Raw genomic sequence first — 11,948 nt, 5'->3', positions numbered from 1 at the left:
GCGGCAGGCGGTGATCAGTCGACGTCGGCACGGGCGTCGCCGATCACTCGCTCCCGGATGCGGGTGAAGGCGGCGGCGTCCACGGCCGGGCCGCCGAGGGCGGTGGTGGGCCGCGGGGAGCCGGTGGGGCGCAGCCCGTCCACGTACAGATCGAGCTGGCGGTGGGCGAGGGCGTCGTCCTGCGGAATGCGGCCCCCGCCGGGCAGCGGCCGCGTCAGCCGGATGATCATCAGCACGATGTCGCCGAAGACGACATCGGGGCGGATCGCACCGGCAGCGCGGCCCCGGGCGAGGAGGTGGTCGACGGTCTCGACGGGGTCGGCGGGACGGGCGGCGTCGGCGGGATGGGCGGCGTCGGCGCGCTCCCGGCCGAAGAGTTCGTCGGCGCTGAAGTGGCCCAGCAGCGCGGGCACCACCGATCCGATCTTGAGATCGACGGCGGCGTGCATGAAGCGCCGCAGGGCGTCGGCCGGATCGTCCTCCGCGTCGACGGCGTGCCGCGCGGCCCGGTCCACCGCGGCGAAGACCTCGGCGGCGACGCCGCGGAAGAGGTCGGGGCGGGTGGGGAACCGCCGGTAGAGGGTGGCGATGCCGACTCCGGCGCGCCGGGCGATCTCGTCCAGCGGGGCGTCCGGCCCCTGGTCGGCGAAGACCTCACGGGCGGCGCGCAGGATCTGCTCGCGGTTGCGGCGCGCGTCGGCGCGCATGCGGGGAGTGTCATCGGACACGACGGGTCTCCTGCGAAGGGCACACGGCGGAGCTATGTGGAGAATTTTTCTCCACATAGCTCAGAGCGTAGCCCTCCCCGACACTTTATTCAACGCCTGATGAAAAAGTGGCCGCGGGGCCCGCGAAAGAAACGGCCCGGCCCCCGCCGAAGCGGGGGCCGGGCCCTGTGACGCGTGGGTGCTGCGAGCGGATCAGACCAGGTTGACCGAACGGGCCGACGTGGCGCCGATCTCCTCGGCGATCTCGGTGAGCACGGTCTGCGGAATCGTGTCGTCCACGGTCAGCGCGACCAGCGCCGCACCGCCCACGGCGGCACGCGAGACCTGCATGCCCGCGATGTTGATGCCCGCCTCGCCCAGGATGCGGCCGAGCGTGCCGACGATGCCGGGGCGGTCCGTGTAGCGCAGGAAGGCCATGTGGTCGGCGAGCGCCAGGTCGACGTCGTACTCCCCGACCGCGACGATCTTCTGGAGGTGCTTCGGCCCGGCCAGCGTGCCGGAGATCGAGACCTCGGCGCCGTCGGACAGGGTGCCGCGCACGGTCACCACGTTCCGGTGCTCCGAGGACTCCGAGCTGGTGGTCAGCCGCACCTCGACGCCGCGCTCCTGCGCGAACAGCGGGGCGTTCACGTAGGACACGGTCTCGTCGACGATGTCCTCGAAGACGCCCTTGAGCGCGGACAGCTCCAGCACCTTGACGTCGTGCTGGGTGATCTCGCCGTACACCTCGACGTCGAGCCGGACGGAGACCTCGCCCGCGAGCGCGGTGAAGATCCGGCCCAGCTTCTCGGCCAGCGGCAGCCCGGGGCGCACGTCCTCGGCGATCACGCCGCCCTGCACGTTGACCGCGTCCGGGACCAGCTCGCCCGCGAGGGCCAGCCGCACCGAGCGGGCGACGGCGATGCCCGCCTTCTCCTGGGCCTCACCGGTGGAGGCGCCCAGGTGCGGGGTGGCGACCACGTTGTCGAACTCGAACAGCGGCGAGTCGGTGCACGGCTCCTTGGAGAACACGTCCAGACCGGCACCGGCCACCCGGCCCTCCTTGAGGGCCGCGGCGAGCGCCGCCTCGTCCACGATCCCGCCGCGCGCGGCGTTGACGATGCGGACGTCGGGCTTGACCTTGCGCAGCGCCTCGTCGCCGATCAGACCGACCGTCTCGGGGGTCTTCGGCAGGTGGACGGTGATGAAGTCCGAGACCTCGAGCAGCTCGTCGAGAGTGAGCAGCTTCACGCCCATCTGCGCGGCGCGCGCGGGCTGGACGTACGGGTCGTACGCGACGACCTTCATCCCGAAGGCGGACATCCGCTGGGCGACCAGGACGCCGATGCGGCCGAGGCCGACGACGCCGAGGGTCTTCTCGCTCAGCTCCACACCGGTGTACTTGCTGCGCTTCCACTCGCCGTTCTTCAGGGCGGCGTTCGCCTGCGGAATGTTACGGGCGGTGGCGACCAGCAGGCCACAGGCCAGCTCGGCGGCGGTGACGATGTTGGACGTCGGCGCGTTGACGACCATGACGCCCGCCTTGGTGGCGGCGGAGACGTCCACATTGTCCAGGCCGACGCCCGCGCGGGCGACCACCTTCAGCTTCTTCGCCGCGGCGATGGCTTCCGCGTCGACCTTGGTCGCGCTGCGGACGAGGATCGCGTCCACGTCGGCAAGGGCGGGAAGCAGCTCGTCTCGGTTCGCGCCGTTGCAGCTCCGGATCTCGAAATCCGGGCCAAGGGCGTCGACCGTGGCCGGCGACAGCTCTTCGGCGATGAGTACGACAGGTTTACCGGGGGAAGCAGTGCTCACGTGGTCTTCAGTCCTCACTAGTCCTCAGCGGACGGCCGTCCCGACGGCCGCAGGCGGTGAAGGGGTCCAGCCGCGTGGAAGACGCACGACGCTGTGAGCCTGACGCGTTTGTTGCACGAAAGTGTAGTAGCGATCGGGCCTGTGTAATGCGCCAATGCGGCAGGATCACCCGCACGTGGTGATGCGCGGCGGACAAAGCGGCGGACAAAGGCGAACGGGGTGTGGGGGGGGGGGGGGGGGGGGGGGGGGGGGGGGGGGGGGGGTGTTTCCCCCCCCCCCCCCCCCCCCCCCCCACACCCGGGGCGCGGCCCGCCGCGCCGTTCGGGCGCTTACGCCTCGTCGTCGACCCAGCTCATGAGCTTGCGCAGCTCCTTGCCGGTGGTCTCCAGGAGGTGGTCCTCGTCCGCCTTCTTCAGCTCGTTGTACTTCGGCAGACCGGCGTTGTACTCCGCCATCCAGTTCTTGGCGAAGGTGCCGTCCTGGATCTCGCCGAGGATCTTCTTCATCTCGGCCTTGGTGGAGTCGTTGATGATCCGCGGGCCGGAGACGTAGTCGCCCCACTCGGCGGTCTCGGAGATCGACCAGCGCATCTTCTCCAGGCCGCCCTCGTACATGAGGTCCACGATCAGCTTCAGCTCGTGGAGGCACTCGAAGTACGCGATCTCCGGCTGGTAACCGGCCTCGGTCAGGGTCTCGAACCCGGCCTTGACCAGCGCCGCGGTGCCACCGCACAGCACCGCCTGCTCACCGAAGAGGTCGGTCTCGGTCTCCTCGGTGAAGGTGGTCTTGATGACCCCGGCGCGGGTGCCGCCGATGCCCTTGGCGTACGAGAGGGCGAGCGGGAAGGCCTTGCCGGTCGCGTCCTGCTCGACGGCCGCGATGCACGGCACGCCGCGGCCCTCTTCGTACTGGCGGCGGACCAGGTGGCCCGGGCCCTTGGGGGCGACCATGCAGACGTCGACGTTGGCCGACGGCTTGATGAAGCCGTACCGGATGTTGAGGCCGTGGCCGAAGAACAGCGCGTCGCCGTCCTTCAGGTTGTCCTTCACGGACTCCTCGTAGACCTTGGCCTGGATCGGGTCCGGGACCAGGATCATGATCACGTCGGCCTCGGCGGCCGCCTCGGCCGGGGTGACCACGCGCAGCCCCTGCTCCTCGGCCTTGGCCTTGGACTTCGAGCCCTCGTGCAGACCGACCCGGACGTCGACGCCCGAGTCACGCAGCGACAGCGCGTGGGCGTGGCCCTGGCTGCCGTAGCCAAGGATCGCGACCTTGCGGCCCTGGATGATGGACAGGTCGGCATCGTCGTCGTAGAACAGCTCGGCCACTTCGGGATTCTCCTAGCGTGTGGGTTGTGCGTCCCACCGTATGACGGGCGGGCGGGTGAAGGTTCGGGGGTCTCGTCAGGCGGACCGGTCGAGCGCGCGCAGGCTCCGGTCGGTGATGGAGCGGGCGCCGCGCCCTATGGCGATCGTGCCGGACTGCACCAGCTCCTTGATGCCGTACGGTTCCAGCATCTTGAGCATGGCTTCGAGCTTGTCGCTGCCCCCGGTGGCCTCGATGGTCACGGCCTCCGGGGAGACGTCCACGGTCTTGGCGCGGAACAGCTGGACGATCTCGACGATCTGGGAGCGGGTCTCGTTGTCGGCGCGGACCTTCACGAGAACGAGTTCCCGCTGAATCGCCGAGTTGTCCTCCAGCTCGACGATCTTCAGGACGTTGACGAGCTTGTTGAGCTGCTTGGTCACCTGCTCCAGCGGCAGCTCCTCGACATTGACCACGATGGTGATGCGGGAGATGTCGGGGTGCTCGGTGACGCCCACGGCGAGCGAGTCGATGTTGAAACCGCGGCGGGAGAACAGGGCGGCGATCCGGGCGAGGATGCCGGGGGTGTTCTCCACCAGGACGGAGAGCGTGTGCTTGGACATGCGTTGCGTCTCTCTTCTTCTCTCTCGGTCCCGGGCCTCAGTCGTCTTCGCTGTCGCCGAAGTCCGGACGGGTGTCGCGCGCCGCCAGGATCTCGTCGTTGGAGGTGCCTGCCGCGACCATCGGCCAGACCATGGCGTCCTCGTGGACGATGAAGTCCACGACCACCGGCCGGTCGTTGATCGCGTTGGCCTTCTCGATCACGGCGTCGAGGTCGGCCGGGTCCTCACAGCGGATGCCGACGCAGCCCATGGCCTCGGACAGCTTCACGAAGTCCGGGACCCGGGTGCCCGCGCTCGGCTGAGTGGTGTCCGCCCCCGGGCCGGAGTGCAGCACGGTGTTGGAATAGCGCTGGTTGTAGAACAGGGTCTGCCACTGGCGGACCATCCCCAGCGCGCCGTTGTTGATGATCGCGACCTTGATCGGGATGTTGTTCAGCGCGCAGGTGACCAGCTCCTGGTTGGTCATCTGGAAGCAGCCGTCGCCGTCGACCGCCCAGACCGTACGGTCCTCCATACCGGCCTTGGCGCCCATGGCGGCCGGGACGGCGTAGCCCATGGTCCCGGCGCCGCCCGAGTTCAGCCAGGTCGCGGGCTTCTCGTACTGGATGAAGTGGGCGGACCACATCTGGTGCTGGCCGACGCCCGCGGCGAAGATCGTGCCCTCCGGGGCCAGCTCGCCGATCCGCTGGATGACCTGCTGCGGCGACAGGCTGCCGTCCTCGGGCAGGTCATAGCCGAGCGGGTAGGTCTCGCGCCACCGGTTCAGGTCCTCCCACCAGCCGGCGTAGTCGCCGGTGTGGCCCGCTTCGTGCTCGGTCTGGACCGCGACGACCAGATCCGCGATGACCTCGCGGGCGTCACCGACGATCGGCACGTCGGCGGCGCGGTTCTTGCCGATCTCCGCCGGGTCGATGTCCGCGTGCACGATCTTGGCGTACGGGGCGAACGAATCGAGCTTGCCGGTGACCCGGTCGTCGAAGCGCGCGCCGAGCGCCACGATCAGGTCCGCCTTCTGCAGGCTGGTGACGGCGGCGACGGTGCCGTGCATGCCCGGCATGCCGAGGTGGAGGTGGTGGCTGTCGGGGAAGGCACCGAGCCCCATCAGGGTGGTGGTGACCGGCGCCCCGGTCAGCTCGGCCAGCACCTTCAGCTCGGCGGTGGCGTGCGCCTTGAGGACGCCGCCGCCCACGTACAGCACCGGGCGCTCGGCCTGGGTGATCAGCCGGGCGGCCTCGCGGATCTGCTTGGCGTGCGGCTTGGTCACCGGGCGGTAGCCGGGCAGGTCGGTCTGCGGCGGCCAGGAGAAGGTGGTCTTGGCCTGGAGCGCGTCCTTGGCGATGTCGACCAGGACCGGGCCGGGACGGCCGGTGGCGGCGATGTGGAACGCCTCGGCGATCGTGCGCGGAATGTCCTCGGCCTTGGTGACCAGGAAGTTGTGCTTGGTGATCGGCATCGTGATGCCGCAGATGTCCGCCTCCTGGAAGGCGTCCGTGCCGATCGCCTTGGAGGCCACCTGGCCGGTGATCGCGACGATCGGGACCGAGTCCATGTGGGCGTCGGCGATCGGGGTGACCAGGTTGGTGGCGCCGGGGCCCGAGGTCGCCATGCAGACGCCGACCTTGCCGGTGGCCTGGGCGTAACCGGTGGCGGCGTGACCCGCACCCTGCTCATGGCGGACGAGTACGTGCCTGACCTTCGAGGAGTCCATCATCGGGTCGTACGCGGGGAGGATCGCACCGCCGGGGATCCCGAAGACGGTGTCGGCGCCCACCTCCTCGAGCGAACGAATGAGGGACTGCGCGCCCGTGACGTGCTCGACGGTGGCGGACTGCGGTCCGCCGTTACGGGCCCGCGGCTGGGGATGATGGGCCCCGGAGGCCTGCTCGGTCATCGGCATTCTCTTCTCGAATGAGGTGTGATGCGGGGAGGAAGGCGGTGCACAGGCGTCAGTGCAACAAAAAACCCCTCGTGCCGTTAGGCAAGCGAGGGGAGCGCGCCGGTGAGGGTCCGCAGGGCTTCAACATGACCCTGCTCAGCCGACGCGCTGTCCAAGTACGAGAATTCGGGTGCGCATGGCTCCGACCCTCCACCTCGCGCGTATCAGGTGTCAAGTGGGTGGGACGGGAGTCTCAGTATTTGAGCGGGTCGGTGGATGGGTGTGCGCCTCCGGGCGCCGGGGCCCATGGCCGCCGAAGCCGCCGTGCCGCATCGGCAGCCCGCCACCGACCAGCACCGGAGCGTCCGAGCGCGGCACAGGATAGCTGCCGCGGGTCAGCGCCCGGCGCAGCCGGTGCTCGTCCAGCGGCCCGCTGAAGACCATGCCCTGGGCGTGGGTGCACCCCATGCCGCGCAGGGTCACGAGCTGTTCGGGCAGGTCCACGCCCTCCGCGATGGACTGCATCCCGAGGTCGCCGCCGATCCGCAGCAGCCCTGAGGTGATCTTGTGCAGCCGGGACGACTCGACCACCCCTTCGACCAGCCCCTGGTCCAGCTTGAGCACGTCGATGGGGAGCCTGCGCAGCGCCCTGATCGCGGCATAGCCGCTGCCGAACCCGTCGAGGGCGATCCGCACCCCCAGTCGGCGCAGCGCGCCGAGGCGGTGCTCCAGCTCGTCCAGCGGCACCCGTGGGTCGCTGTCGGTCAGCTCCAGGATCAGCGCCCCGGACGGCAGGCCGTGCCGGACGAGAAGGGTCTCCACGACCTTGGGCGGCATCGACTTGTCGACCAGACGGCCTGCGGGCAGCCGGACGCAGACGGGCGCCATGTGGCCGTCGCGGCGGCGCTGGGCGGCCTGCTCGACGGCGGCCTCCAGCGTCCAGCGGGCCAGCTCGGCGGTGCGGGCGCCCTCCTCACCGGCGCGGCCGCGGTCGCCGCCGCGCCCGTTGTCGGCGACCCTCAGGAACTCGGCGGGGGTGAACAGGATGCCCTGGGCGGAGCGCCAGCGGGGCTGCGCCGCGACGGCGGTGACCCGGCCGGTCGCCAGCTCCACGACGGGCTGGTGCAGCAGCACGAACTCACCGTCGTGCAGGGCGGCGCGCAGCCTGGTGGCGACCTCGGCGCGGCGGGCCACCTCGGCCTGCATCTGCGGGGCGTACAGCTCGACCCGGTTCTTTCCGGCGGCCTTGGCCCGGTACATGGCCAGGTCGGCGTTGCGCATGAGGGCGCCGGGGCTGGTGCCGGACTCGGCGAAGGCGACGCCGATGCTGGCGGCGACCCGCACCTCGGTGCCGCCCTCCACCCGGTAGGGCTGGGAGAGGCGGGCCCGCAGCCGGTCGGCGATCTCCAGGATGCGGCATTCGCGGGTGCTGGTGTCCCCGTCGCCGTCGCCCACGATGAGGGCGGCGAACTCGTCGCCCCCGAGCCGGGCGGCGCAGTCGCCGGAGCCGGACCGGACGGACTCCTGGAGCCGCCGGGCGGCCTGGACGAGCAGCTCGTCGCCCGCCTGGTGGCCGACGGTGTCGTTGACGGCCTTGAAGCCGTCGAGGTCGATGAAGAGCACGGCGGTGCCCGCGTCCGTGCGGCGGCGCCCGCCGACCGCGTGCCGGACCCGCTTGGTGAACAGGGCGCGGTTGGGCAGGTCGGTGAGCGGGTCGTGCTCGGCGCTGTGCTGGAGCTGGGCCTGAAGCCGGACCCGCTCGGTGACATCGCGGCTGTTGAAGATCAGGCCGCCGTGGTGGCGGCTGACCGTCGACTCCACGTTGAGCCAGTCGCCGGAGCCGGAGCGGAAGCGGCACTCGATGCGGGTGGTGGGCTCCTCCCCCGGCGAGGCGGCCAGGAACCGGCGCACCTCGTGGACCACCGGGCCCAGGTCCTGGGGGTGGATGAGCGAGGCCAGTTCGGAGTCGATCAGCTCGTCCGCCTCCCGCCCGTAGACACCGGAGGCGGCGGGGCTGACGTACCGCAGGATGCCGGTGGGCGCGGCGATCATGATCACGTCGCTGGAGCTCTGCACCAGGGACCGGAAGTGGTTCTCCTTGTGCGCCAGCTCCTGGGTGAGCGCGATGTTGTCCATCAGCATGATCGCCTGTCGGACGAGGAGGGCGAGCACGACCGCGCTGGCGGTGCACAGCACCACTCCGTCGACCGGACGGCCGTCCATCACGTTGAACAGGATGCCCAGGGTGCAGACGGCGGCGGCGAGATACGGCGCCAGGGCGGCGAACGCGCCCGCCGAGGGACGGCTCGGCCGGTCGGAGCGGCGCACCACGGGCGGCGGGGTCTCGGCGGCGTCCCGCCGGGCCACCCAGGGCGCGTAGGCGAGCAGCAGCGAACCGGCGAACCAGCCCGCGTCCAGGATCTGGCCGGAGCGGTAGTGGTCGTGCAGCAGCGGCGAGGTGAAGAGCGCGTCGCACAGCACGGTCAGGGCGAACGCCGCTATCGCGGTGTTCACCGCCGACCGGTTGGCCGACGCCGAGCGCCGGAAGTGCAGCACGATCACCATGCTGACCAGCACGATGTCCAGCAGCGGATAGGCGAGCGAGAAGGCCCTGCGGGCCACGCTCTCGGCGTCCCCGCCGAACTGCCCGGTGTGGGCGAGCGCGAGGCTCCACGACAGGGTCATCAGCGATCCGGCGATCAGCCAGGCGTCCAGCCCCAGGCAGATCCATCCGGCCCGGTTCTGCGGGCGCTTGGCGAGCACCAGCATGCCCACGATCGCGGGCGGCGCGAAGAGCAGGAAGCTGACATCGGCGAACGAGGGGGTGGGCACGGGGCGGCTCAGCACCACCTCGTACCAGCCCCAAGTGCCGTTGCCCAGCGCCGCCATGGCGGACGAGGCCGCGAACAGCAGCCAGGCCGGGCGCATCCGCCCCGAGTTCCTGCGGCCGTGCCACAGGCAGGAGACGGCGGCGGCGAGGGCGGCGGCGGCCAGGCCGAAGTCGCCCATGAAGACGGCCAGTTCGGATGAGCCCCAGCCGAGCACCGCACCCACCGCGTACCCGCCGCAGACCAGGGCGAGGACGACCTGGGGCAGCAGCCGGGCACCGCCGGAGACCGACGGCCGGGCGAGCACCGCTCCGGTGGCGCTCACCGCGCTGCCACCCGTCGTGCGAAGGGGCGCGGCCGCACCGGCCGTATCCCCATGAGCTTCGTCATCGAGAGCCGCGCGGCTGCGCGGAAAAGTCGCGGTCGACGCCTGAGCTGCGTCGGGTCGTTGGTCCATTGGCCATACATCGCCCGTCGCCCCCCTCGAGTTCCGGTCCATCGCTGACGCCGTCAGGTCATTGGCGCAGCCCCCGCTCGGGACGATACACCAGACTGGTCACTCAGGGACATAGGTCATCTACTCACCGTAACCGACTACGGCGATGTATATACGGAGTGCAGTCAATCGATGCCTGTATGTACTGTCAGGGGCATGTTGCCCCCTCGTCTACCCCGTGGTCATCATGAGATGTTCCATCGGCTCACCCGCGGCGAACCGGTGCAGCTGGGCGCGCAACAGCCGCTTGGCGCGGGGCAGGAAGGCCGACGAAGGGCCGCCCACGTGCGGGGTGATGAGCACTCCTGGAGCGTGCCACAGCGGATGCCCGACGGGCAGTGGTTCGGGGTCGGTCACATCCAGCGCGGCCCGCAGCCGACCGCTCTCCACCTCGGCGAGGAGCGCCTTGGTGTCCACCACCGCGCCCCGTGCGACGTTCACCAACAGTGCTCCGTCCTTCATCTTCGCCAGGAAGTCCGCCCCGGCCAGCCCCCGGGTCCGGTCGGTCAGCGGGGTCACCAGGACAACGACGTCGGCGTCCGGAAGCAGTTGAGGCAAGGCGTCGATCGGGTGCACCGGACCGCGCTCGGTCGTACGCGGGGAGCGCGCGACGCGCGCCACCCGCTCGCACTCAAACGGTTCGAGCCGGTCCTCGATGGCGCTGCCGATCGAGCCGTACCCGACGATCAGAACGGACTTGTCGGCGAGCGCCGGACGGAAGCCGGAGTTCCATTCCTCGGCGTCCTGGGCGCGGACGAAACCGGGGATGTCGCGGAGCGAGGCGAGGATCAGGGTCAGGGCCAGCTCGGCGGTGCTCGCGTCGTGCAGCCCGCGGGCGTTGCACAGCTGCACCCCGGGGACGACGCGTGACATGGCGGGCAGCAGGCTGTCTATGCCCGCGGTGAGCGTCTGGATCACCCGCAGGCCCGTCATGGCCTCCAGCGGACGGGCCAGCACCTCGGGGCTCTTCATGTACGGCGCACAGTAGAAGGCGACGCGGGCGGGGTCGGTGGGGTAGTCGGGACCGCCGTCCCAGTGGGCGTATTCCAGGCCCTCGGGCAGCCCCTCGATCCCCTCGGGAGCGATGGGCAGCCAGGCGAGGGGGCGGGCCGGGCCGCCGGGCGCGGCATGAGACGAATCGTGGTGCCGGAACGTATCGCTGTGATCTGCACTCATGCCAGGAGGCTATGCGAAGTGAGGCTCTCCGCAGAGGTTAGTTTGGTGCGAGAAACGGGAGGGGTCAGTCCAGGTGGAGCGCAGGACAATCGGAGCGGCGGCGCTCGAAGTGGGTGCGATCGGCCTTGGATGCATGCCCATGAGCTGGGCGTACACCGCTTCGCAGCGCAACGGCGAGCATTCGCTGCGCACCGTGCACGCCGCGCTCGACGCGGGCGCGAGTCTGCTCGACACCGCCGACATGTACGGACCCTTCACCAATGAACTGCTGGTGGGCCGGGCACTCAAGGAGCGGCGCGCGGACGCCTTCGTGTCCACCAAGTGCGGACTGCTGGTCGGTGAGCAGCACATCGTGGCCAACGGGCGGCCCGGCTATGTGAAGCGGGCGTGCGACGCCTCGCTGCGGCGGCTGCAGACCGATGTGATCGATCTCTACCAGCTGCACCGGGCCGACCCCGAGGTGCCGATAGAGGAGACCTGGGGCGCGATGGCGGAGCTGGTCGCGGCGGGAAAGGTCCGGGCGCTGGGGCTGTGCGCGGTGGGGGCGCGGGCGACGCGGCGGGCCGGTGCCCGGATGCACGACGCGACGGTGCGGCAGCTGGAGCGGGTGCAGCAGGTCTTCCCGGTGAGCTGTGTGCAGGCGGAGCTGTCGGTGTGGTCGCCCGAGGCGCTGGAGGCCCTGGTGCCGTGGTGCGCCTCGCGCGGAGTGGGCTTCCTGGCGGCGATGCCGCTGGGCAACGGCTTCCTGAGCGGGACGCTCACGCCGGGGCAGGGGTTCGAGCCGGAGGACATGCGCGCCCGGCACCCGCGCTTCACGGCGGAGATGATGGCGGCGAACCAGCCCGTCGTGGCCGGGCTGCGGCGGGTCGCGCGGCGGCACGGGGAGTCGGTGACGGCGGCTCAGGTGGCGCTGGCGTGGCTGCTGGCCCAGGGGCCGCACGTGGTGCCGGTGCCGGGGACCAAGCGGGAGCGCTGGGCGGCGGAGAACGCCGCGGCGGCGGACGTGATGCTGACGGCCGAGGACCTCGCCGAGATCGCGACGCTGCCGCCCGCCCGGGGCTCGTGGGACTGAGGGGGACTTTGGGGCAGGTAGGACAGATGGTGCGGGTGGGCCTCCGGTTC

At 70.9% G+C, this 11,948-nt stretch carries 8 protein-coding genes; 1 reads left to right on the top strand and 7 read right to left on the bottom strand.

Annotation, left to right across the window (positions count from 1 at the left end):
* Positions 1-14: 14 nt before the first annotated feature.
* From ACZ59A_RS13285 to ACZ59A_RS13255, 7 genes are all read right to left on the bottom strand, one after another.
* Positions 15-728 (bottom strand): TetR/AcrR family transcriptional regulator, encoded by a 714-nt coding sequence (locus tag ACZ59A_RS13285; protein ID WP_470957424.1) that lies wholly within the window; start codon positions 726-728, stop codon positions 15-17.
* A gap of 192 nt (positions 729-920) precedes the next feature.
* Positions 921-2,522, bottom strand: coding sequence for a phosphoglycerate dehydrogenase (gene serA, locus ACZ59A_RS13280; protein ID WP_470957422.1), 1,602 nt, complete (start codon positions 2,520-2,522; stop codon positions 921-923).
* 329 nt (positions 2,523-2,851) lie between these two features.
* Complete coding sequence (gene ilvC / locus ACZ59A_RS13275) at positions 2,852-3,850, bottom strand: ketol-acid reductoisomerase (RefSeq protein ID WP_470957420.1); 999 nt, start codon at positions 3,848-3,850, stop codon at positions 2,852-2,854.
* Positions 3,851-3,925: 75 nt separating this feature from the next.
* Positions 3,926-4,450 (bottom strand): acetolactate synthase small subunit, encoded by a 525-nt coding sequence (ilvN, locus tag ACZ59A_RS13270; protein ID WP_470957418.1) that lies wholly within the window; start codon positions 4,448-4,450, stop codon positions 3,926-3,928.
* A gap of 37 nt (positions 4,451-4,487) precedes the next feature.
* A complete protein-coding gene (locus ACZ59A_RS13265; RefSeq protein WP_468042186.1) occupies positions 4,488-6,347 on the bottom strand; it encodes an acetolactate synthase large subunit in 1,860 nt (619 codons plus the stop codon).
* 210 nt (positions 6,348-6,557) lie between these two features.
* Positions 6,558-9,479, bottom strand: coding sequence for a putative bifunctional diguanylate cyclase/phosphodiesterase (locus ACZ59A_RS13260; RefSeq protein ID WP_470957417.1), 2,922 nt, complete (start codon positions 9,477-9,479; stop codon positions 6,558-6,560).
* A gap of 342 nt (positions 9,480-9,821) precedes the next feature.
* On the bottom strand, positions 9,822-10,826 hold the full coding sequence (locus ACZ59A_RS13255; RefSeq protein ID WP_470957415.1) for a 2-hydroxyacid dehydrogenase: 1,005 nt from the start codon (positions 10,824-10,826) through the stop codon (positions 9,822-9,824).
* Positions 10,827-10,899: 73 nt separating this feature from the next.
* On the opposite strand from ACZ59A_RS13255, the gene ACZ59A_RS13250 reads away from it, so the two are divergent.
* Positions 10,900-11,898 carry an aldo/keto reductase gene (locus ACZ59A_RS13250; protein WP_468042180.1) on the top strand — a complete coding sequence of 333 codons (999 nt, stop codon included), beginning with the start codon at positions 10,900-10,902 and terminating at the stop codon, positions 11,896-11,898.
* Positions 11,899-11,948: the final 50 nt, after the last annotated feature.

It is taken from the genome of Streptomyces sp. NPDC040405 (assembly GCF_055595765.1).
The sequence above is the reverse complement of the archived record's forward strand: the minus strand, read 5'-3'. Positions and strand labels throughout refer to the sequence as shown.